Source organism: Streptomyces sp. SM10, assembly GCF_002910915.1.
Lineage (GTDB): Bacteria > Actinomycetota > Actinomycetes > Streptomycetales > Streptomycetaceae > Streptomyces.
In genome coordinates this window covers 1-23,306 of sequence record NZ_NEUF01000174.1, presented here as the reverse complement: position 1 = coordinate 23,306, position 23,306 = coordinate 1, and the positions used below count along the sequence as shown (strand labels likewise).

Sequence of the window (23,306 nt, the reverse complement as noted above, 5' to 3'; positions counted from 1 at the left end):
GGCCCGTGACGACCGTCAACACGACCGCGGCCATCATCACCCAGAAGCGCAGTGTCGCCAGGGGCCCTGTCAGCGCCAGGACGTACATGCCGACGGCGATGCCCTGGGCCAGGGTCTTCACCTTCCCGCCGCGGCTGGCCGGGATCACCGAGTGCCGGATGACCCAGAAGCGCATCAGCGTGATGCCGAGCTCCCGGAAGAGGATCACACCCGTGATCCACCACGGCAGGTCCCCGAGCCAGGACAGGCAGATCAGTGCGGCACCCATGATCGCCTTGTCCGCGATCGGGTCCGCGATCTTCCCGAAGTCGGTGACCAGGTTGTACGTACGTGCCAGGTGACCGTCGAAGACGTCGGTGATCATCGCGACGGCGAAGGCCGCCCACGCGAACGACCGCCACACCGGGTCGTACCCGCCGTCGTGCAGGAGCAGCATGACGAAGCCCGGGACCAGCAGCAGTCGAGCCATCGTGAGGATGTTCGCGATGTTCCACAGGCCGGCCTGGTTGACGGCCGCCGCGCCCAGCTTGCCGCCGCGGGGCGCCGGCGTCGCGCCGGAGCCGCCTGCCGCGGATGCCGGGGCTCCCGTCATCTGGCTGCCTCCGCAAGCTCGTGGTGTTCGGCCACGAGGTCCACTCCCTCGGTGCCCACTGCCTTGGCTTCGACCATACGGCCCGGCACGAGCCCTTCGCGTGCGGTGAAGACGACCTGGCCGTCCGTTTCGGGCGCCTGGTGGGCGGCCCGACCCACCGCCACGGGCCCGTCCTCGTCGGAGTCCACGGACTCGACGAGGACCTGGAGGGTCTCGCCGACCCGCTCTTCGGCACGCTGCGAGGTGAGCTCCTCGGCCAGCTGCGAGATGTGCGCGAGGCGCTCCGCGATGACGTCGGCGTCCAGCTTGTTCTCGTAACCGACGGCCTCGGTGCCCTCCTCGTCGGAGTAGCCGAAGATCCCGATGGCGTCGAGGCGCGCACCGGTGAGGAAGCGTTCCAGCTCGGCGAGGTCGGCCTCGGTCTCACCGGGGAAGCCCACGATGAAGTTGGAGCGCGCACCGGCCTGCGGAGCCTTGCCGCGGATGGTGTCCAGCAGTTCGAGGAAGCGGTCCGTGTCCCCGAACCTCCGCATCGCACGCAGGACCCCGGGGGCGGAGTGCTGGAAGGAGAGGTCGAAGTACGGGGCGACCTTGGGCGTCGAGGTGAGCACGTCGATCAGTCCCGGCCGCATCTCCGCCGGCTGCAGGTAGCTGACGCGGATCCGCTCGATCCCGTCGACGTCGGCGAGCTCGGGCAGCAGGGTCTCCAGGAGCCTGATGTCGCCGAGGTCCTTGCCGTACGAGGTGTTGTTCTCGGAGACCAGCATGACCTCCTTGACACCCTGCTCGGCGAGCCAGCGGGTCTCCTGGAGGACGTCGGAGGGGCGCCGCGAGATGAACGAACCGCGGAACGACGGGATGGCGCAGAACGAGCAGCGCCGGTCACAGCCCGAGGCGAGCTTCACGGAGGCGACCGGGCTGGTGCCCAGCCGGCGGCGCAGCGGGGCCCGCGGCCCCGAGACGGGTGCGACACCCTCCGGCAGATCGGCGGGGGCGGGCGCGATCTCCTGGGCGTGCCCGGGGAGCGCGACGGCGGCGTCCTGCCGCTCGGCCGGGCTGATCGGCAGCAGCTTGCGCCGGTCGCGCGGGGTGTGGGAGGCGTGGATGCCGCCGTTGAGGATGGTCTGGAGACGGTCGGAGATGTCGGCGTAGTCGTCGAATCCGAGGACTCCGTCGGCTTCCGGCAGCGCCTCGGCAAGATCCTTGCCGTAGCGCTCGGCCATGCAGCCGACGGCCACGACGGCCTGGGTTCTGCCGTGGTCCTTCAGATCGTTCGCTTCGAGCAGGGCGTCGACGGAGTCCTTCTTGGCGGCTTCGACGAACCCACAGGTGTTGACGACGGCGACGTCCGCGTCGGTGGCGTTCTCGACGAGCTCCCAGCCGTCCGCTGCCAAGCGGCCTGCGAGCTCCTCCGAGTCCACCTCGTTACGGGCGCAGCCAAGAGTGACAAGGGCGACGGTACGGCGTTCGGGCATGGACTCAAGACTACTTTGTCCCGGCACTCCCCCTGCCGTGCAGGGTTCAATGCTACGGGGAGTGACCGAACAGTCGGTGAATCCGCGGGAAAGCACGACGGTGGGCACCCGGCGTCTGCCGGATACCCACCGTCGGAAGAACACGGGCGGGGAGGTCAGCCGACCTCGGGGTCACCCTTGGTGTACGAAAGCCGTTCGACCTGACCCGACTCGAACTGGTCGTCGACTTTCTTGCCGTTCACGAAGAGGTCGATCGCTCCGGCGTCCCCGAGCACCAGGTCGACCCGCTCCTTGTCCTGGAAGGTCTTGGAGTCACCCTGCTCCAGCAGACCGTCGAAGAGCAGTCGCCCGTTGTGGTCCTTGGCGGAGATCCAGCTCTTGCCCTCGGTGGCGCTGAGCCTGACCGTCACCTTGTCGCGGGGGGCCGCGGCGATGGCGCTCTCGGACGGGGCGGGCTTGGGGTCGGCGGGCTTGGTGGCGGTGGGCTTGGGAGTGGTCTTGTCGGGGGTCGAGCCTTCGGCGACCGGCGCCGCGCCCGATCCCTCCTCGTCGCCGTTGAAGAGAGTGAAGCCGACGAAGCCGACGACTGCGACGATCGCGGCGACCATGGCGGCGGTCCAGTTGGGCCGACGGGGTTCGGAGCGGATGCGCTCCGCCTCGAACAGCGGGGCCGCGGGGGTGGGCGCGGGCCGGCCGCCGTGCTCGGCGTCGAACTCCGCGATCAGCGGATCGGGGTCGAGCCGGACGGCGAGGGCGAGCATGCGGATGTGACCGCGTGCGTACACGTCGCCGCCGCAGCGGGAGAAGTCGTCCTCCTCGATCGCGTGCACGATGGGGATGCGCACCCGGGTGGAGCTGCTGACTTCCTCGACCGTCAGACCTGCGGCGATACGAGCCTGCTGAAGCGCGCGACCGATCGAAGGCCGGTCGTCTTCGGGGGAGTTGCCGATGGACACGGGGGCGCCTTTCGAGCGTGAGCCACCTGCTGGATGTTCAGTCTAGGGGTGGTACGAAAGGGTGGGGCAACCGGGAGCGACGACTTTGTACGCCATCGGGTTCACCGGGCAGCCCCTCGGGCAGGACGGAGGGCGGAGAGCACAACGGATCATCCGCTGTTCCTCCCTTCAACTTGACGTACGGCCGGGCGAAACGGTTGCCCGCAAAACTCTTACGAAGCGGTTTCCCCGCGAATGACGGCCAACACACCGTCGAGTTCGTCCGGCTTCACCATGACATCGCGCGCCTTGGAACCCTCGCTGGGACCCACGATGTTGCGCGACTCCATGAGGTCCATCAGCCGACCGGCCTTCGCGAAGCCGACCCTCAGCTTGCGCTGGAGCATCGATGTCGACCCGAACTGGGTGGACACGACCAGTTCGGCCGCCTGACAGAGCAGATCGAGGTCGTCGCCGATGTCCTCGTCGATCTCCTTCTTCTGCTTGGTGCCGACCACCACGTCCTCGCGGAAGACCGGCGCCATCTGATCCTTGCAGTGCTGGACGACGGCCGCGACCTCGGCCTCGGTGACGAAGGCCCCCTGCATACGGGTCGGCTTGTTCGCTCCCATCGGCAGGAACAGACCGTCACCCTTCCCGATGAGCTTCTCGGCGCCCGGCTGGTCGAGGATGACCCGGCTGTCGGCGAGCGACGAGGTCGCGAAGGCGAGCCGGGAGGGCACGTTGGCCTTGATCAGGCCGGTCACGACATCGACCGAGGGCCGCTGCGTGGCGAGCACCAGGTGGATACCGGCGGCACGCGCCAGCTGGGTGATGCGGACGATGGAGTCCTCGACGTCGCGCGGGGCGACCATCATGAGGTCCGCCAGCTCGTCGACGATGACCAGCAGGTACGGATAGGGGGAGAGCTCCCGCTCACTGCCTTCGGGAGCCTTCGCCTTGCCCGTGCGCACCGCGTGGTTGAAGTCGTCGATGTGCCGGAAGCCGTAGGCTGCGAGGTCGTCGTAGCGGAGGTCCATCTCCCGGACGACCCACTGGAGCGCCTCGGCGGCCTTCTTCGGGTTGGTGATGATGGGCGTGATGAGGTGCGGAATGCCCTCGTAGGCCGTGAGCTCGACCCGCTTCGGGTCGACGAGCACCATCCGTACGTCCTCGGGTGTCGCCCGCACCATGACCGAGGTGATCAGACAGTTGATGCAGGAGGACTTGCCGGAGCCGGTCGCACCCGCGACCAGGACGTGCGGCATGTTCGCCAGGTTGGCCATCTCGTAGCCGCCCTCGACGTTCTTTCCGAGCGCGACCAGCATGGGGTGGTCGTCCTCCGCCGCGTCCGCCAGGCGCAGGACGTCCCCGAGGTTGACCATTTCCCGGTCGGAGTTGGGGATCTCGATGCCGACGGCGGACTTGCCGGGGATCGGGGAGATGATCCTGACGTCGGGGCTGGCCACGGCGTAGGCGATGTTCTTGGTGAGGGCGGTGATCCGCTCGACCTTGACCGCCGGGCCGAGCTCGACCTCGTAGCGGGTGACCGTCGGACCGCGTGTGAAGCCGGTGACGGCGGCGTCGACCTTGAACTCGGTGAAGACGTTGGTCAGTGACGCGACGACCGCGTCGTTGGCGGCGCTGCGCGTCTTGCCGGGGCCACCGCGCTCGAGCAGGTCCAGCGAGGGCAGCGAGTAGGTGATGTCGCCGGAGAGCTGGAGCTGTTCGGCCCGGGCGGGCAGTGGCAGCGGCCGCTCGGGGGCGGGCTTCGTCAGGTCGGGGACGCCTCCGGTGGACGAGGTTCCCTTGCCGGCGCCGGCCCCGTCGCCGGACGAGGGCTTCTCGGCCGACCTGGCACCGGGGACCGGGGTGCCGGTCCGCTCCCGGTCGGCGGAGACGCCCTGGGTCAGATCCGCGACGACCGGGGAAGGGGGCATGCCGTTGAGCACCGCCCCGTCGAGCGCGGCGGCAGCGGCGGCCGCGACGTCCACCGCGTCCATGGTGCGGTTCATCGCGGGCTGGGCGGACGGCCTGCGCGGCCGGCGCCGTTTGGCCAGGGCCGCGTTCTCGGCCTGGTCCGGGTCGTGGGCGCCGTCCTCAGGGCGGCGTCCCGAGGACCGACGGGAGCGCTCGGGCAGGGCGTCACGCCACTGCTCGTCGTACCGCTCGTCGTCGCTCCCGTCCTCCTCGCCCGGCAGGTGCACCGGATCGACGATGCCGAGCCTGACACCGAGCTGCCGCAGCCGCCGGGGGATGGCGTTGACCGGGGTGGCGGTGACGACCAGGAGTCCGAAGACCGTCAGCAGCAGGAGCAGCGGTACGGCGAGGACCTCGCCCATCGTGAAGACGAGAGGCTGGGAGGCCGCCCAGCCGATCAGTCCGCCCGCGTCCTGCATGGCGTCGGTGCCCTCGTCGCGTCCCGGCGCCCCGCAGGCGATGTGGACCTGGCCGAGCACGCCGATGACGAGGGCGGAGAGTCCGATGACGATACGGCCGTTGGCCTCGGGCTTCTCCGGATAGAGGATCAACCGCACCGCGACGGCGCCCAGCAGTATCGGGACCAGGAGATCGAGCCGGCCGAACGCCCCGGTCACGAGCATCTCGACGAGATCGCCGACGGGCCCCCGCAGATGCGACCAGGTGCCCGCCGCCACGACCAGTGCGAGGCCGAGGAGCAGCAGGGCGAGCCCGTCCTTGCGGTGCGCCGGGTCGAGTCCCTTCGCTCCGCGCCCTATGGAGCGGAACACCGCCCCGACGCCGTGCGCGGTACCCAGCCACAGCGCACGGACGAGCCGGTACACGCCCCCCGTGGGGGACGGCGCGGGCTTTTTCGCCGGCGCCTTCTTGGCGGGTGCCTTCCTGGCGGGTGCGGTCTTCTTCGCCGCAGCCTTCTTGGCGGGCGCCGCTTTCTTCGCCGGTCCCTGGGTACGGCCGGCGCGCTTCGCGGTGCCCGCCGTGCCCAGGGAACCCTTGCCGGACGTACGTGAGGCCATGTGACTGAGGTTACCGGTGCCGACGTCGGTGGACACGTGTGCCTACGGCTTCACCCGTCCGTGTCGTCCGTGCGCACACGCAGAACTGACGACCCCTCAGCCCGATACGGGTCAGCTCCGCGTGGGCAGAGTGGCCGCCGAGCCGCCCGCACCGGGCTCCAGCGCGTCGAGCGCACGGCGCAGCCCGGTGAGCTTGCGCTCGAGATGAGCGGCGGTGGCCACGGCTCCCGCGTCCGCCGATTCGTCGTCCAGCTGCTTGGAGAGCGCCTCGGCCTGTTCCTCGACCGCGGCGAGCCTCGCCGAGAGCTCGGCGAGCAGACCGGCAGGCTCCTTCTCGTCGACGCCCGGCTGGGCGCCGCCTTCGAGCTGGAGCCGCAACAGCGCCGCCTGTTCGCGTAGCTGACAGTTCTTCATGTAGAGCTCGACGAAGACCGACACCTTGGCGCGCAGCACCCAGGGGTCGAAGGGCTTCGAGATGTAGTCCACCGCGCCCGCCGCATAACCCCGGAAGGTGTGATGCGGTCCGTGGTTGATCGCGGTCAGGAAGATGATCGGGATGTCCCGGGTCCGCTCCCGCCGCTTGATGTGCGCAGCCGTCTCGAATCCATCCATACCGGGCATCTGCACGTCCAGCAGAATGACCGCGAAATCGTCCGTGAGCAGCGCCTTGAGCGCTTCCTCCCCTGACGATGCCCGGACCAGTGTCTGATCGAGCGCAGAGAGGATGGCCTCCAGCGCCAGCAGATTCTCCGGCCGGTCATCGACCAGGAGGATCTTGGCCTTCTGCACCATGGCCCGTCCTCCTCGCCCCGGAATCGCACCGGGTGCCGCCCCAGGGGACGACTCCCTTACGCCGTCCGTCCTTGTGCCGGTCATGGTAGCCGCACCCCGCCCGTCACCACACCCTGTCACCGCGATGTCACTGTGCACATAGCGAAAACGCGGTCGAAGACCAGAAGGTTCCCCGGAATCCGCCGACTCACACCCTCCTGGGCACAGCCGGTCGGCGGATTCCCGCAATCCCTTTCTGTCACGGTCACTCTCCGCGCATCCAGGTCTCCATCACCGACAGCAGATGATCGGAATCGACCGGCTTGGTCACGTAGTCGGAGGCGCCGCAGTCGATCGCCTTCTCGCGGTCGCCCTTCATCGCCTTGGCGGTCAGCGCGACGATCGGCATACCGGCGAACTGCGGCATACGCCGGATCGCCGTCGTCGTCGCGTAGCCGTCCATCTCGGGCATCATGATGTCCATCAGTACGATCGTCACATCGTCGTGCTGCTCCAGGACTTCGATGCCCTCCCGCCCGTTCTCCGCGTACAGGACCGACAGTCCGTGCTGCTCCAGGACGCTGGTGAGGGCGAAGACGTTGCGGATGTCGTCGTCGACGATCAGCACCTTCTCCCCGTGGAACCGGAAGGTCCTGCGGGGCTCCGAATCCTCCTGCGCGCTCTTCACCCACTCCTCGGGTACCGCGCCCGTCGCCTCACCGGAACTGCCGTTCGCCAGGGCGGGGCGCTGCGCCGCTCCCCCGAGGGCCTTGCGACGGCGCCTGAACACGCCTGCGGAGTTGGCGGGATCGCCCAGGGGCTGTTCGGCCCCGTTGCCCTGTGACGTCTCCAGGCGCAGGGTGCCGTCGCCGGAACCGCCCCGGACCTCGACGGGGCCAGGCCCCATCTGCGGATAGCCCTGCGGCGGCAGTTCGCTCGGGTGCAGGGGCAGGTACAGCGTGAAGGTCGAGCCACGTCCCGGTTCGCTCGCCGCGTGGATCTCGCCGCCCAGCAGACGGGCGATCTCCCGGCTGATGGAGAGCCCGAGGCCCGTCCCTCCGTACTTGCGACTGGTCGTGCCGTCCGCCTGCTTGAACGCCTCGAAGATCACCAGCATCTTGCTGGACGCGATCCCGATCCCGGTGTCGGTGACCGAGAAGGCGATCAGGTCGCCGTCGGCGTCACGCAGCGAACCGGCCTCCAGCAGGTGCTCCCGGATCGAGTTCGGCACATCGGCGCCGGCCGGCCGGATCACCAGTTCCACGGCGCCGCCGTCGGTGAACTTGACCGCGTTGGAGAGGAGGTTGCGCAGGACCTGCAGCAGGCGCTGCTCGTCCGTGTGCAGGGTGGCGGGCAGCTCGGGAGAGACCCGTACGGAGAAGTCGAGCCCCTTCTCCGCGGTGAGCGGCCGGAACGTCGCCTCCACGTAGTCGACCAGCTGCACCAGGGCGATCCGGGTCGGGCTGACGTCCATCTTGCCCGCCTCGACCTTGGACAGGTCGAGGATGTCGTTGATCAGCTGGAGCAGGTCGGAGCCCGCCCCGTGGATCGTCTCGGCGAACTCCACCTGCTTGGGCGAGAGATTGCCCTCGGCGTTGTCCGCGAGCAGCTTGGCCAGGATGAGCAGCGAGTTGAGCGGTGTGCGCAGCTCGTGCGACATGTTGGCCAGGAACTCGGACTTGTAGCGCATCGAGACGGCGAGCTGTTCGGCGCGCTCCTCCAGGACCTGGCGCGCCTCCTCGATCTCCGTGTTCTTCACTTCGATGTCGCGGTTCTGCTGAGCCAGCAGCTCGGCCTTCTCCTCCAGTTCGGCGTTGGACGCCTGCAGCGCCTTCTGCCGGTTCTCGAGCTCCTGCGAACGGTCACGCAGCTGCTCGGTGAGCTCCTGGGACTGCTCGAGGAGCTTCTCGGTCTTCGTGTTGACACTGATCGTGTTGACGCTCGTGGCGATCATCTCGGCGAGCTGGTTGAGGAAGTCCCGCTGGATGTGTGTGAACGGCTGGAACGAGGCCAGTTCGATGACACCGAGCACCTGGCCCTCGAAGAGGACCGGCAGCACGATCACGTGCGCGGGCGGCGCCTCGCCGAGACCGGAGGAGATCTTCAGATACCCCGGGGGCACGTTGTCCACCTGGATGGTCCGCTTCTCCTCGGCCGCCGTACCGATGAGCGTCTCACCGGGCCGGAACGAGGTCGGCATGGAGCCCGCCGAGTAGCCGTAACTGCCCCGCATGCGCAGCTCGTACAGGTTCTCGTCGGCACTGTCGGATCCCACCCCCTCCCCCTCACCGGTACTCATGGCCAGGAAGAAGGCACCGTGCTGGGCGGAGACGACCGGCGTCAGCTCGCTCATGATCAGCGAGGCGACGTCGTCCAGATCGCGGCGGCCCTGCATCAGACCGGAGATCCGGGCGAGGTTGCCCTTGAGCCAGTCCTGTTCCTTGTTCGCCAGCGTGGTGTCGCGCAGGTTGGCGATCATCGTGTTGATGTTGTCCTGCAGCACCTGGATCTCGCCGGCCGCGTCGACATCGATCTTGAGGTTCAGGTCGCCGCGGGTCACCGCGGTGGCGACGGCCGCGATGGCACGCACCTGACGGGTCAGGTTCCCCGCCATCTCGTTCACCGACTCGGTGAGGTCGCGCCACGTGCCGTCGACGTCCCGGACACGCGCCTGGCCGCCCAGCTGCCCCTCGGTGCCCACCTCGCGGGCCACCCGGGTCACCTGTTCGGCGAACGAGGAGAGCTGGTCGACCATCGTGTTGATGGTGTTCTTCAGCTCCAGGATCTCGCCGCGCGCGTCGATGTCGATCTTCTTGGTGAGATCGCCCTTGGCGATGGCCGTGGTGACCGCGGCGATCTGCCGGACCTGTCCGGTCAGGTTGGACGCCATCGAGTTCACCGACTCGGTGAGGTCCTTCCAGGTGCCCGAGACGCCCGGGACACGTGCCTGACCGCCCAGCGCCCCCTCGGTGCCCACCTCACGCGCCACCCGGGTCACCTCGTCGGCGAACGAGGACAGGGTCGTCACCATCGTGTTGACGGTGTCGGCCAGTTCGGCGACCTCGCCGCGCGCCTCGACGGTGACCTTCTTCGTCAGATCGCCGTTGGCGACCGCCGAGGAGACCCGGGAGATGTTCCGCACCTGACTGGTCAGGTTGTTGGCCATCAGGTTGACGTTCTCGCTGAGGTCCTTCCAGATGCCCGTGGCACCGCGCACCCGGGCCTGGCCGCCGAGGATGCCCTCGGTGCCCACCTCACGGGCCACCCGGGTCACCTCGTCGCCGAAGTTCATCAGCTGGTCGACCATCGTGTTGACCGTCGTCACCAGTTCGAGGATCTCGCCCTTGGCGTCGACGGTGATCTTCTTGGAGAGGTCGCCCTTGGCGACCGCGGTGGTCACCTCGGCGATGTTGCGCACCTGGAGGGTCAGGTTGTTCGCCATGCCGTTGACGGACTGGGTGAGGTCCTTCCACGTGCCGGAGACGCCCTGCACCTCCGCCTGCCCGCCGAGGATGCCCTCCGTGCCCACCTCCCGGGCGACCCGCGTCACCTGCTCCGCGAAGTTCGAGAGCTGGTCGACCATGGTGTTGAGGGTGTTCTTCAGCTCGAGGATCTCGCCCCGGGCGTCCACATCGATCTTCTGCGACAGGTCACCACGCGCCACCGCCGTCGCGACCTGCGCGATGTTGCGCACCTGGGCGGTGAGGTTCCCGGCCATGCCGTTCACCGAGTCCGTCAGGTCACGCCACACGCCTGCCACACCGGGCACCTGCGCCTGGCCCCCGAGACGGCCGTCCGTGCCCACCTCGCGGGCCACCCGGGTCACCTGGTCGGCGAAGGCGGAGAGCTGGTCGACCATCGTGTTGATGGTGTTCTTCAGCTCGAGGATCTCGCCCCGGGCGTCCACATCGATCTTCTGCGACAGGTCACCACGCGCCACCGCCGTGGTCACCTGCGCGATCTGGCGCACCTGGGAGGTCAGGTTCCCCGCCATGAAGTTGACGGAGTCGGTGAGCTCCTTCCACGTGCCGGAGACACCGTCGACGCGCGCCTGGCCGCCCAGGCGGCCCTCCGTGCCCACGTCGCGGGCCATCCGCGTCACCTGGTCGGCGAAGTTGGACAGCTGCGCCACCATCGTGTTGACGGTGTTCTTCAGCTCCAGCATCTCGCCGGCCACGTCGACCGTGACCTTCTGCGACAGGTCACCGTTGGCGACGGCCGTCGTCACCTGGGCGATGTCGCGCACCTGTCCGGTGAGGTTACGGAAGGCGGTGTTCACCGAGTCGGTGAGGTCCTTCCAGGTCCCCGCCGCCCCCGGTACCTCGGCCTGGCCTCCGAGACGCCCCTCGACGCCGACCTCCCGGGCCACCCGGGTCACTTCCGAACCGAATGCCTGGAGCTGGTCCACCATCGTGTTGACGGTGTTCTTCAGCTCCAGCATCTCGCCGGCCACGTCGACCGTGACCTTCTGCGTCATGTCACCGCTGGCCACCGCGGTGGTCACCTGCGCGATGTCGCGCACCTGCGTCGTCAGGTTCCGGAAGACCGTGTTCACCGAGTCGGTGAGGTCCTTCCAGGTGCCGGCCGCGCCGGGCACCTGGGCCTGACCGCCGAGCAGACCCTCGCCACCGACCTCGCTCGCCACGCGCGTCACCTCGTCGGCGAAGGTACGCAGCGTCTCGGTCATCTGGTTGATCGTCTCGGCGAGCTGGGCGACCTCACCGCGGGCGCTCACCGTGACCTTCTGCGACAGGTCGCCGTTGGCGACGGCCGTCGTCACCTCGGCGATGCCGCGTACCTGGGACGTGAGGTTCCCGGCCATCGTGTTGACGGAGTCGGTCAGGTCCTTCCAGACGCCGGCCACCCCCGGCACGGTCGCCTGCCCGCCCAGCTCGCCCTCGGTGCCCACCTCGCGGGCCACCCGGGTCACCTCGGAGGAGAACGACGACAGCTGGTCCACCATCGTGTTGACGGTGTTCTTGAGCTGGAGCATCTCACCGGCCACATGGACGGTGACCTTCCGCGACAGATCACCCTTGGCCACGGCCGTCGTCACCAGCGCGATGTCACGCACCTGCGCGGTCAGCCGGTAGGCCATCGTGTTCACGGAGTCCGTGAGGTCCTTCCAGGACCCGGACATGCCACGCACCTGGGCCTGACCGCCCAGTTTGCCCTCGGTGCCCACCTCGACCGCGACGCGCGTCACCTGCTCGGTGAACGCGGACAGCTGGTCGACGAGGTTGTTGACCGTGCGGGCGACCTTCAGGAACTCCCCGCGCAGCGGGCGTACGGTCTCGTCCGCCGCGTGGGTACGCAGTTCCATCCGCTGCTCGAGATCACCGTCGGCGACCGCGGAGAGCACCCGTCCGACTTCGGACACCGGTCGCGCCAGGTCGTCGACGAGCTCGTTGGAGGCATCGATGGCGGCCGCCCAGGAGCCCTCGCAGGCGCCGGTCTCCAGCCGCTCCGTGAGTTTCCCCTCGCGCCCCACCACGCGCCGCACACGGGCGAGCTCGCCCGTCAGGTGCAGATTGCGGTCGGCCACCTCGTTGAAGACCGCGGCGATCTCCGTGAGGACGCCGTCGCCGGAGACGGTGAGCCGCCTGCGGAAGTTGCCGTCACGCATCGCCACGAGGGCAGCGAGCAGTCTGTTCAGAGCCGCCGCGTCCACGTCGATGGTCCCATTGCGCTGCTTTTTCACGGACTGCCCGCCTTTTGTGCGCGTTCCTGAACCCCGCGCCGCCACGCCAGACTCCACCGTGTCCCTCCCGCAGGGGTTGACCGTATCGCTCGGGCCGTTATCGGAAGCTTGCCCACTTCCACTTTGGCTCACCGCCACAGCACACCGTCGACGGGTGACCATGCGGTCGTCAAATCGTTGAAACGTACCAGGCCGGGACGGGAGGGCGAGGAAGGTCTCGTGGTCGTCCCATTTCCCTCACCGGGGGCCCCATAGTTGTGCGCCCGGCGCACAACCACTGGATGCCCTGCGTACCCAAGTCTGCCCTCGTGTACCCGGGACACCTGGCGAGCGTCTAGCCTGGCAGGCGAATCGAAGCGGCGATATACGGGCACAGGACTCGGGGAAGCGACGAGACACCATATGGGGAGTGCTGTGATCACCGCGCGCGCGGCTGCCACCTTCGATCCGGTCGGACGCTCGGTCGCGACCGCCCGCGCGTTCGTCCGTGACACCCTTCAGGGGTGGGGTTACACGGACGTCGTTGACGACGCCGTCGTTCTTACCAGTGAACTCGTGACCAACGCCGTCGTGCACGCCGGGACGGCCGCGGACGTGCTGTGTCTGCGCACCGAGGACGGCGTACGCGTCGAGGTGGCGGACCACTACCCGGAGCGGGAGGTCCCGCTCCAGAGCTCCGGCCTCGATTTCGGCAGCCCGGACAGGGAGGGCGGCCGTGGGCTGCTGCTCTGCGCGGCGCTCGCCTCCCGCTGGGGAGTCGAGTACACCCCGACGCACAAGCACGTCTGGTTCCAGCTCGACCTTCCCGAACGCCCGGTGGGCATCCGCTCGGCGAGCCCCGTCCTGCCCACCGCTCTCCTGCCCGTCGCGGAACAGCGTGTGCGGGTGGCCGTCGTCCAGACCGACGGCTCCGGCTCCATCGCCTCGTGGAACGAGGACGCCTCCTACCTCTTCGGCTACGCCGCGGAGCAGGTCGCCGGCAAGCAGCTGACCGACTTCGTGGCATGGCCGCACACGCCGGGCACCAACACCGGCATCGCTGACGCGCTGCGGCTCTCCCGGTGGGAGGGCAGCTACGGCATCCGGGGCGCCGACGGCCGGGTCATCCCGGTGTACGCCTCGCACCTCAGAGTCCGCGACGCCGACGGCGAGCCCTCCACCGTCTGTCTCCTCGTGCGCGACTACGAGCGCGCCGTGCTCCAGACGCCGGTACGCGCCCCGGTCTCCGACTCCACGACCGAGAACCGCAGCACGGACCCGTTCGAGATCTTCATCGGCTCCCCCGCACCCGACGACCTCGACGGACTCCTGCAGCGCACGGTGGAGCGTGCCCGCGACATGCTGGACGCCGACGCCGCCTTCCTGCTCCTGGCCACCGACGACGAGACCGAGCTGGAGGTCCGGGCCACGACCGGTCTCCCCTCGGCCCGCCAGCGCTTCGCCCGGGTCCCTGTCGAGGCCGGTACGGGGCGCTACGGCTCGGCCCGCATGCCCGCCGTCCACGAGGACCTCACCGTCGTACCGGGCGCCGTACCGCTGCTCGGCGACACCGGGATGCGCTCGGTCGTCACCGTCCCCCTCAAGGTCGAGGGCCGCCTGACCGGCTCGCTGGGTGTCGCGGCCGAGGCGGCGGGGCGGTACTCAAACGAGGAGGCCCTGCGCCTGCAGTTCGCCGCCGACCGCATCGCGCTGGCCGTCGAGTCGGCCAGGCTCGGCGAGCTGGAACGCCTCCGCCGGGGTTCGCTGTCCTTCCTCGTCGAAGCGTCCGACCTGCTCGCCGGCACCCTTGACAGGGATCAGACACTGGCGTTGATGGCACAGATGACCGTGCCCACGCTGGCCACCTGGTGCGCCGTCTACACCATCGCGGACCAGTCCTCGGAGCCGTACCTCTCCTACGTCCTGCACGAGGACGAGGAGCGCATCGACGGCCTGAAGGCCCTGCTCTCCTCCATCGACCCGCCCGACCCCGTCCCGGCCCCCGGAGCACGCCTCTGGCCGGCTCCCACGGAAGCCGGCCACCAGGCCGCCCTGCGCACCTCCAAGCGCACTCTGGGCAGGGACGCGCCGCTCAGCATGGGTGCGGCCGCGCGCACGACCCTGGCCACGGCGGTCGCCGTGGGCGGGGAGACCGTGGTCCTTCCGCTGGTGGCGAGGAACCGCGTCATCGGCATGCTCACGCTCGGGAAGCCGTCCGACGAGCACTTCCGCCAGGAGATCCTGGAGCTGGCCGAGGACCTGTCGCGACGGGCCGCCCTCGCCCTCGACAACGCCCGCCTGTACTCGGAGCGCATGGCCATCAGCCAGTCGCTCCAGCGCAGCCTGCTCCCGCCCGGCCTGCCCGACGTACCGAACGTCGAGATCGAGGTCATCTACCGTGCGGCGGGCGAGGGCAACGAGGTCGGCGGCGACTTCTACGACGTCTTCCCCATCCGCGACGGTGCCTACGGCTTCGCCATCGGCGACGTCTGCGGTACGGGCCCGGAGGCGGCTGCCGTCACCGGGCTCGCCCGGCACGCCCTGCGCCTGCTGGCCCGCGAGGGGTTCGGCGGTCCCGCGGTGCTGGAGCGGCTCAACGCGGCCATCCTGGACGAAGGCGCCCGCAGCCGCTTCCTCACCCTGCTCTACGGGGAGTTGTGGCCTCAGGAGGACGGGAGCGCACTCCTGAAGGTGGTCTGTGCCGGACATCCCCTCCCCCTCCGTCTGCGCCAGGACGGTTCGGTGGAGGCGGCAGCGGAACCGCAGCCTCTGCTGGGCGTCATCGAGGACCTCGAGCTGTACGAGCAGGAGGTCACCCTGGAGCCCGGGGACGTTCTCCTGTGCGTGACCGACGGAGTCACCGAACGCCGCGAGGGAGCCCGGATGCTGGGCGACGACGGCCTGGCCGATGTCCTCGCCATGTGCACCGGCCTGACCGCGGGAGCGGTGGCGGGGCGCATCCTGCGGGCGGTGGAGCGCTTCGCTGCGGAGCCCGCCTCCGACGACATGGCCATCCTGGCCATGCGTGTCCCGGAGCCGCACACCTTCTAGCCGCCGCACAGGACGCCTCGTACGGGGCGGGCTCCCCCCGAGGGGGCCCGCCCCGCTGGACGTCCTGCAGCCGGTTCGGTGCGCCCCACTCCCTCGACGCCGGATGCGGCAACGGTCCCTCGGTCAGCCGCAGTCCCCCGTCGCCCCGTCGGTCCGCTCCCTCAGCAGGTCCGCGTGACCGTTGTGGCGGGCGTACTCCTGGATCACCGCGACGTGAACCCACCGCAGGCTGAGAGGGACGCCCCCGGACGACAGGAACGTCTCGTCGAGATCGCGTCCGGTGGCTGCCGCGTCACACAACCGGACCTCGGCACGGAACCGTTCGAAGGCCTGGGCCGCATGCGCGGGATCGACGCCGTCCAGCCCTTCGTTCCCGTCCTCCGGCCCTGTGAAGACGTCGCCGATGGCCACCTCTCCCGCGAAGCTGCGACGGAACCACCAGCGCTCGATCTCCGCCATGTGACGGACGAGCCCGAGAAGGGTGAGCGTGGACGGCTCCACGGTCGTCATCGCCAACTGCTCCGGCTCCAGCCCGGCGCACTTGGCCAGCAGCGTCTCCCGGTGCCACGCCAGCCAGCCCTCCAGCATCTGGCGCTCGGGCACGGTTCCCAGACTGCCGAGATGCACCGTCCGCTCGACAGGCGGCGCTGTCCATGTCATGCGCCCACGGTGCAGGCCGTGGCAGGAAGAATCAAGCAGGACAGCCCTCTCGGACCGTGACAGCATGCCGCCGTGGCCCTCCTTCATCCCACCGGTGACCACTCGATCACGACGATGTACTCGGTGCCCGACGACGCCTGGTATCTGGAACTAGACCTCGTGGCCACTCGACGGGCCCTTGTCCTGGCGATCGTCCCCGACGAGGATCCGGCACGGGAACCGACGGTCTGCTTCGACCGCACCGGGGAGCACCTGGACATCCCGTACTCGGTGATCCGTTGGTTCATGGAGCAGGTCGAGGCGGAGATCCGCACGTCCCGCGCCTGGATGCGGCTGCGACCGGCACTCGTGGAGGTCGTCCACGGGCTGCGTCAGGAGTACCTGGGCGTCATCAGCGACGACGAGTTCCACGACGTGCTGCGGCAGGTACGCACGGAGGTCCCCGAAGACGACCTGCCCGCGGTCCTCGCAGCCTCCTTCGGACGGAGACCGGACGGCACCACGACGGACGACGTGGAAGCGCTCATGCCGCCCGTCGCACCACGTGTGTCGGACACAGCGATGAGTTCGTGGGACTCGGAGAGTCGTATCAGCGTCGTCGAACAGGCAGGTGGAACACATGACACAGCTACTGCGGGTCCAGAATCTGAACGTCTCGAGTGAGGGCATCGGAGCGGGCGAGGACCAGACCTTCGAGAGACCGTTCGGCCATGTCGATCCCGAGAGGCTCTTCGGCTGGGCCGGCGCCACGGCGAGCTGGCCCATGCGCACCGAGACCGGGGGAAGCCGCGGCCTGGACGACTACTTCACGCGGGACTACGCGCGCCATATCGGCGCCGAGATCATGGGCCGCAACAAGTTCGGGCCTCAGCGCGGGCCCTGGCCCGACCATGAGTGGCGCGGCTGGTGGGGCGACGAGCCGCCGTTCCGCACTCCGGTGTTCGTCATGACGCACCACGAGCGTCCTTCGTTCACGCTCTCCGACACCACGTTCCACTTCGTCGGCGGTGATCCGGCTGCCGTCCTCGGGCGGGCGAAGGAAGCGGCAGCGGGTAAGGACGTCAGGCTCGGCGGTGGGGTCACCACCGTCCGGCAGTTCCTCGACGCCGGCCTCGTGGACACCCTGCACGTGGCGGTCTCGCCGGTGAAGCTCGGGTCCGGACTGCGGCTCTGGGAGTCGCCCGACGAACTGCTCGACCAATTCCACCTGGACGTCGTGCCCAGCCCGAGCGGGGTGACACACCACCTGTTCTGGCGAAAGTGACCCGAGGGCTCACCAGCCCATGGGTCTCCGTCGGTTCCGCGTACGAGAAAGGCCCCCGCCGATGGCGGGGGCCTTTCTCTTCCGGAGCCCCAATGCGGAATCGAACCGCAGACCTTCTCCTTACCATGGAGACGCTCTACCGACTGAGCTATTGGGGCCTGCTGCCTTGCGGCAACGAGGTAAAGCATACCCCGAACCGGGGGGTGCTCAGAACCACCTGTCCGAGGCTTCGGTGAACCGCCGGTCAGGGCCTTCGGTGCTCCGGCACTTCCAGGCGTCCCTCGATACGTCTCGCGGCCTGCTCCGGTCCCCTGGGCTCTCGCTGGTCGGGCACACCGCGCGCGCCGGCCGCCGCCCACCTGGCTGTGCCCCGAACGCAGAAAAGCCCCGTGCCACAAGGGCACGGGGCTTTCCCGGAATAATTGTTCGGCGGCGTCCTACTCTCCCACAGGGTCCCCCCTGCAGTACCATCGGCGCTGAAAGGCTTAGCTTCCGGGTTCGGAATGTAACCGGGCGTTTCCCTAACGCAATGACCACCGAAACACTATGAAATTAACCAACACCGGAACACAACACGGCCGTTCGTTATTTCAGAACTAACACAGTGGACGCGAGCAACTGAGGACAAGCCCTCGGCCTATTAGTACCAGTCAGCTCCACCCGTTACCGGGCTTCCACATCTGGCCTATCAACCCAGTCGTCTACTGGGAGCCTTAACCACTCAAGGTGGTGGGAATACTCATCTCGAAGCAGGCTTCCCGCTTAGATGCTTTCAGCGGTTATCCTTTCCGAACGTAGCCAACCAGCCATGCCCTTGGCAGGACAACTGGCACACCAGAGGTTCGTCCGTCCCGGTCCTCTCGTACTAGGGACAGCCCTTCTCAATATTCCTACGCGCACAGCGGATAGGGACCGAACTGTCTCACGACGTTCTAAACCCAGCTCGCGTACCGCTTTAATGGGCGAACAGCCCAACCCTTGGGACCGACTCCAGCCCCAGGATGCGACGAGCCGACATCGAGGTGCCAAACCATCCCGTCGATATGGACTCTTGGGGAAGATCAGCCTGTTATCCCCGGGGTACCTTTTATCCGTTGAGCGACAGCGCTTCCACAAGCCACTGCCGGATCACTAGTCCCGACTTTCGTCCCTGCTCGACCCGTCGGTCTCACAGTCAAGCTCCCTTGTGCACTTACACTCAACACCTGATTGCCAACCAGGCTGAGGGAACCTTTGGGCGCCTCCGTTACTCTTTAGGAGGCAACCGCCCCAGTTAAACTACCCATCAGACACTGTCCCTGATCCGGATCACGGACCCAGGTTAGACATCCAGCACGACCAGAGTGGTATTTCAACGACGACTCCACAACCACTGGCGTGGCCGCTTCAAAGTCTCCCACCTATCCTACACAAGCCGAACCGAACACCAATATCAAACTATAGTAAAGGTCCCGGGGTCTTTCCGTCCTGCTGCGCGAAACGAGCATCTTTACTCGTAGTGCAATTTCACCGGGCCTATGGTTGAGACAGTCGAGAAGTCGTTACGCCATTCGTGCAGGTCGGAACTTACCCGACAAGGAATTTCGCTACCTTAGGATGGTTATAGTTACCACCGCCGTTTACTGGCGCTTAAGTTCTCAGCTTCGCACACCCGAAAGTGCACTAACCGGTCCCCTTAACGTTCCAGCACCGGGCAGGCGTCAGTCCGTATACATCGCCTTACGGCTTCGCACGGACCTGTGTTTTTAGTAAACAGTCGCTTCTCGCTGGTCTCTGCGGCCACCCCCAGCTCACCGAGTAAATCGGATCACCAGTGATGGCCCCCCTTCTCCCGAAGTTACGGGGGCATTTTGCCGAGTTCCTTAACCATAGTTCACCCGAACGCCTCGGTATTCTCTACCTGACTACCTGAGTCGGTTTAGGGTACGGGCCGCCATGAAACTCGCTAGAGGCTTTTCTCGACAGCATAGGATCATCCACTTCACCACAATCGGCTCGGCATCAGGTCTCAGCCTTAATGTGTGACGGATTTACCTACCACACGGCCTACACCCTTACCCCGGGAACAACCATCGCCCGGGTTGGACTACCTTCCTGCGTCACCCCATCGCTTACCTAGTACAAGTCTGGTTCGTCGGCTCCACCACTACCCTCAACTCCGAAGAGATCGGGCCGGCTTCACGGACTTAGCATCGCCTGATTCAGTATTGGGCGTTTCAAAGCGGGTACCGGAATATCAACCGGTTGTCCATCGACTACGCCTGTCGGCCTCGCCTTAGGTCCCGACTTACCCTGGGCAGATCAGCTTGACCCAGGAACCCTTAGTCAATCGGCGCACACGTTTCTCACGTGTGTATCGCTACTCATGCCTGCATTCTCACTCGTGAACCGTCCACAACTCGCTTCCGCGGCTGCTTCACCCGGCACACGACGCTCCCCTACCCATCCATACTCCCGTTGAGGATATGTGTATGAATGACACGACTTCGGCGGTACGCTTGAGCCCCGCTACATTGTCGGCGCGGAATCACTTGACCAGTGAGCTATTACGCACTCTTTCAAGGGTGGCTGCTTCTAAGCCAACCTCCTGGTTGTCTCTGCGACTCCACATCCTTTCCCACTTAGCGTACGCTTAGGGGCCTTAGTCGATGCTCTGGGCTGTTTCCCTCTCGACCATGGAGCTTATCCCCCACAGTCTCACTGCCGTGCTCTCACTTACCGGCATTCGGAGTTTGGCTAAGGTCAGTAACCCGGTAGGGCCCATCGCCTATCCAGTGCTCTACCTCCGGCAAGAAACACACGACGCTGCACCTAAATGCATTTCGGGGAGAACCAGCTATCACGGAGTTTGATTGGCCTTTCACCCCTAACCACAGGTCATCCCCCAGGTTTTCAACCCTGGTGGGTTCGGTCCTCCACGAAGTCTTACCTCCGCTTCAACCTGCCCATGGCTAGATCACTCCGCTTCGGGTCTAGAGCGTGCAACTCAATCGCCCTATTCGGACTCGCTTTCGCTACGGCTTCCCCACACGGGTTAACCTCGCTACACACCGCTAACTCGCAGGCTCATTCTTCAAAAGGCACGCAGTCACGACTGCATGTGCAAGCACATACAGCGACGCTCCCACGGCTTGTAGGCACACGGTTTCAGGTACTATTTCACTCCGCTCCCGCGGTACTTTTCACCATTCCCTCACGGTACTATCCGCTATCGGTCACCAGGGAATATTTAGGCTTAGCGGGTGGTCCCGCCAGATTCACACGGGATTTCTCGGGCCCCGTGCTACTTGGGTGGTTCTCAAGCAAGCCGTTGATGTTTCAGCTACGGGGGTCTTACCCTCTACGCCGGACCTTTCGCATGTCCTTCGCCTACACCAACGGTTTCTGACTTGCCGACCAATCGGCAGATTGATCAAGAGAACTCCCACAACCCCGCATGCGCAACCCCTGCCGGGTATCACACGCATACGGTTTGGCCTCATCCAGTTTCGCTCGCCACTACTCCCGGAATCACGGTTGTTTTCTCTTCCTGCGGGTACTGAGATGTTTCACTTCCCCGCGTTCCCTCCACACTGCCTATGTGTTCAGCAGCGGGTGACAGCCCATGACGACTGCCGGGTTTCCCCATTCGGAAACCCCCGGATCAAAGCTTGGTTGACAGCTCCCCGGGGACTATCGTGGCCTCCCACGTCCTTCATCGGTTCCTGGTGCCAAGGCATCCACCGTGCGCCCTTAAAAACTTGGCCACAGATGCTCGCGTCCACTGTGCAGTTCTCAAACAACGACCAGCCACCCATCACCCCACCCTTACAGGCGAGTTCACTGGGGCCGGCAACCAAAGGGACAGACTCAAACGAGCCCGTACCTTCAGATACCCAACAGCGTGCCCGACCCGACCGATCCATTCTCACTTTCCACGCCGAAGCAGTACTCGCAAAAACAACCTGTCGTGCCGAATAGTCAACGTTCCACCCATGAGCAACCACCGTCGAACATTTGCCGACGAAATGGCCTCTGGATTCCCCGAAGAGAATCTAGATGCTCCTTAGAAAGGAGGTGATCCAGCCGCACCTTCCGGTACGGCTACCTTGTTACGACTTCGTCCCAATCGCCAGTCCCACCTTCGACAGCTCCCTCCCACAAGGGGTTGGGCCACCGGCTTCGGGTGTTACCGACTTTCGTGACGTGACGGGCGGTGTGTACAAGGCCCGGGAACGTATTCACCGCAGCAATGCTGATCTGCGATTACTAGCAACTCCGACTTCATGGGGTCGAGTTGCAGACCCCAATCCGAACTGAGACCGGCTTTTTGAGATTCGCTCCGCCTCGCGGCATCGCAGCTCATTGTACCGGCCATTGTAGCACGTGTGCAGCCCAAGACATAAGGGGCATGATGACTTGACGTCGTCCCCACCTTCCTCCGAGTTGACCCCGGCAGTCTCCTGTGAGTCCCCATCACCCCGAAGGGCATGCTGGCAACACAGAACAAGGGTTGCGCTCGTTGCGGGACTTAACCCAACATCTCACGACACGAGCTGACGACAGCCATGCACCACCTGTATACCGACCACAAGGGGGGCACCATCTCTGATGCTTTCCGGTATATGTCAAGCCTTGGTAAGGTTCTTCGCGTTGCGTCGAATTAAGCCACATGCTCCGCTGCTTGTGCGGGCCCCCGTCAATTCCTTTGAGTTTTAGCCTTGCGGCCGTACTCCCCAGGCGGGGAACTTAATGCGTTAGCTGCGGCACCGACGACGTGGAATGTCGCCAACACCTAGTTCCCAACGTTTACGGCGTGGACTACCAGGGTATCTAATCCTGTTCGCTCCCCACGCTTTCGCTCCTCAGCGTCAGTAATGGCCCAGAGATCCGCCTTCGCCACCGGTGTTCCTCCTGATATCTGCGCATTTCACCGCTACACCAGGAATTCCGATCTCCCCTACCACACTCTAGCTAGCCCGTATCGAATGCAGACTCGGGGTTAAGCCCCGAGCTTTCACATCCGACGTGACAAGCCGCCTACGAGCTCTTTACGCCCAATAATTCCGGACAACGCTTGCGCCCTACGTATTACCGCGGCTGCTGGCACGTAGTTAGCCGGCGCTTCTTCTGCAGGTACCGTCACTTTCGCTTCTTCCCTGCTGAAAGAGGTTTACAACCCGAAGGCCGTCATCCCTCACGCGGCGTCGCTGCATCAGGCTTTCGCCCATTGTGCAATATTCCCCACTGCTGCCTCCCGTAGGAGTCTGGGCCGTGTCTCAGTCCCAGTGTGGCCGGTCGCCCTCTCAGGCCGGCTACCCGTCGTCGCCTTGGTAGGCCATTACCCCACCAACAAGCTGATAGGCCGCGGGCTCATCCTTCACCGCCGGAGCTTTTAACCCCGCCCCATGAGGGACAGAGTGTTATCCGGTATTAGACCCCGTTTCCAGGGCTTGTCCCAGAGTGAAGGGCAGATTGCCCACGTGTTACTCACCCGTTCGCCACTAATCCACCCCGAAGGGCTTCATCGTTCGACTTGCATGTGTTAAGCACGCCGCCAGCGTTCGTCCTGAGCCAGGATCAAACTCTCCGTGAATGTTTTCCCGTAATCGGGATCACAACACGAGAGCGGAACGACCAGGTCGGAATATGACCGGTCGTTCACAGCGTCCTCGCTGTTGTTGCCTACCGGACCGTGAAGGGCCGGCAGGACTTTTCAAAGGAACCACCAACCTGCCGAAGCAGGCCGGGGTATCAACATATCTGGCGTTGACTTTTGGCACGCTGTTGAGTTCTCAAGGAACGGACGCTTCCTTCGGTCCCGTTTCACCGGGCCCCTCCGGGCGCTTCCCTTCGTTCTTGCGTTTCCGACTCTATCAGACTCTTTCGTGTCCGATTCCCGG

The 23,306-nt window shown here is 66.2% G+C and carries 10 protein-coding genes, 1 tRNA gene and 3 rRNA genes; 3 read left to right on the top strand and 11 right to left on the bottom strand.

Features of this window, described 5'->3' with window-relative positions:
* The 6 genes from pgsA to B9S57_RS28705 form a co-directional block, all read right to left on the bottom strand.
* The coding region (gene pgsA, locus B9S57_RS28730; RefSeq protein ID WP_103760099.1) for a CDP-diacylglycerol--glycerol-3-phosphate 3-phosphatidyltransferase at nt 1–592 on the bottom strand (592 nt) is incomplete at its 3' end.
* Nucleotides 589–2,067 (bottom strand): 30S ribosomal protein S12 methylthiotransferase RimO, encoded by a 1,479-nt coding sequence (gene rimO / locus B9S57_RS28725; RefSeq protein WP_103760098.1) that lies wholly within the window; start codon nt 2,065–2,067, stop codon nt 589–591. The genes pgsA and rimO, both read right to left, overlap by 4 nt.
* A 155-nt stretch (nt 2,068–2,222) precedes the next feature.
* Nucleotides 2,223–3,023 (bottom strand): helix-turn-helix domain-containing protein, encoded by an 801-nt coding sequence (locus B9S57_RS28720; RefSeq protein ID WP_103760097.1) that lies wholly within the window; start codon nt 3,021–3,023, stop codon nt 2,223–2,225.
* 212 nt (nt 3,024–3,235) lie between these two features.
* The gene (locus B9S57_RS28715) at nt 3,236–5,998 is read right to left on the bottom strand and encodes a DNA translocase FtsK (protein ID WP_103760101.1); all 2,763 of its coding nucleotides are present in this window, start codon (nt 5,996–5,998) and stop codon (nt 3,236–3,238) included.
* 111 nt (nt 5,999–6,109) lie between these two features.
* The gene (locus tag B9S57_RS28710; protein WP_103760096.1) at nt 6,110–6,790 is read right to left on the bottom strand and encodes a two-component system response regulator; all 681 of its coding nucleotides are present in this window, start codon (nt 6,788–6,790) and stop codon (nt 6,110–6,112) included.
* A gap of 244 nt (nt 6,791–7,034) precedes the next feature.
* The gene (locus tag B9S57_RS28705) at nt 7,035–12,470 is read right to left on the bottom strand and encodes a HAMP domain-containing protein (protein WP_103760095.1); all 5,436 of its coding nucleotides are present in this window, start codon (nt 12,468–12,470) and stop codon (nt 7,035–7,037) included.
* A 402-nt stretch (nt 12,471–12,872) separates the two neighbouring features.
* Here B9S57_RS28705 and B9S57_RS28700 point away from each other — a divergent pair, with 402 nt between their 5' ends.
* Nucleotides 12,873–15,500, top strand: a complete 2,628-nt coding sequence (locus B9S57_RS28700; protein WP_103760094.1) for a SpoIIE family protein phosphatase — start codon at nt 12,873–12,875, stop codon at nt 15,498–15,500.
* Between the two features lie 123 nt (nt 15,501–15,623).
* Here B9S57_RS28700 and B9S57_RS28695 read toward each other — a convergent pair whose 3' ends face one another.
* A complete protein-coding gene (locus tag B9S57_RS28695) occupies nt 15,624–16,160 on the bottom strand; it encodes a DinB family protein (RefSeq protein ID WP_103760100.1) in 537 nt (178 codons plus the stop codon).
* Nucleotides 16,161–16,232: 72 nt separating this feature from the next.
* On the opposite strand from B9S57_RS28695, the gene B9S57_RS28690 reads away from it, so the two are divergent.
* Entirely contained in the window at nt 16,233–16,823 is a 591-nt protein-coding gene (locus B9S57_RS28690) for a hypothetical protein (protein ID WP_258036686.1), read from the top strand.
* Nucleotides 16,780–17,424: a dihydrofolate reductase family protein gene (locus B9S57_RS28685; protein WP_103760093.1), complete on the top strand. Its 645-nt coding sequence runs from the start codon at nt 16,780–16,782 to the stop codon at nt 17,422–17,424. The genes B9S57_RS28690 and B9S57_RS28685 overlap by 44 nt, the downstream gene beginning before the upstream one ends.
* 85 nt (nt 17,425–17,509) lie before the next feature.
* Here B9S57_RS28685 and B9S57_RS28680 read toward each other — a convergent pair.
* The 4 genes from B9S57_RS28680 to B9S57_RS28665 all read right to left on the bottom strand — a co-directional run bounded on the left by B9S57_RS28680 (nt 17,510) and on the right by B9S57_RS28665 (nt 22,999).
* Nucleotides 17,510–17,582 (bottom strand) — tRNA-Thr (locus B9S57_RS28680).
* 266 nt (nt 17,583–17,848) lie between these two features.
* Nucleotides 17,849–17,965: ribosomal RNA gene (gene rrf / locus B9S57_RS28675) — 5S ribosomal RNA — on the bottom strand.
* Nucleotides 17,966–18,044: 79 nt separating this feature from the next.
* A 23S ribosomal RNA gene (locus tag B9S57_RS28670) occupies nt 18,045–21,170 on the bottom strand.
* A gap of 303 nt (nt 21,171–21,473) precedes the next feature.
* A 16S ribosomal RNA gene (locus B9S57_RS28665) occupies nt 21,474–22,999 on the bottom strand.
* The 16S, 23S and 5S rRNA genes sit together here with 1 tRNA gene alongside, the layout of an rRNA operon.
* Nucleotides 23,000–23,306 lie beyond the last annotated feature (307 nt).

Excerpts from the sequence above, each read along its gene's own strand:
- rimO (WP_103760098.1), bottom strand. The coding sequence starts at position 2,067 with ATGCCCGAACGCCGTACCGTCGCCCTTGTCACTCTTGGCTGCGCCCGT.
- B9S57_RS28715 (WP_103760101.1), bottom strand. The coding sequence starts at position 5,998 with ATGGCCTCACGTACGTCCGGCAAGGGTTCCCTGGGCACGGCGGGCACC.
- B9S57_RS28710 (WP_103760096.1), bottom strand. The coding sequence starts at position 6,790 with ATGGTGCAGAAGGCCAAGATCCTCCTGGTCGATGACCGGCCGGAGAAT.
- B9S57_RS28700 (WP_103760094.1), top strand. The coding sequence starts at position 12,873 with ATGGGGAGTGCTGTGATCACCGCGCGCGCGGCTGCCACCTTCGATCCG.
- B9S57_RS28695 (WP_103760100.1), bottom strand. The coding sequence starts at position 16,160 with ATGACATGGACAGCGCCGCCTGTCGAGCGGACGGTGCATCTCGGCAGT.
- B9S57_RS28685 (WP_103760093.1), top strand. The coding sequence starts at position 16,780 with ATGACACAGCTACTGCGGGTCCAGAATCTGAACGTCTCGAGTGAGGGC.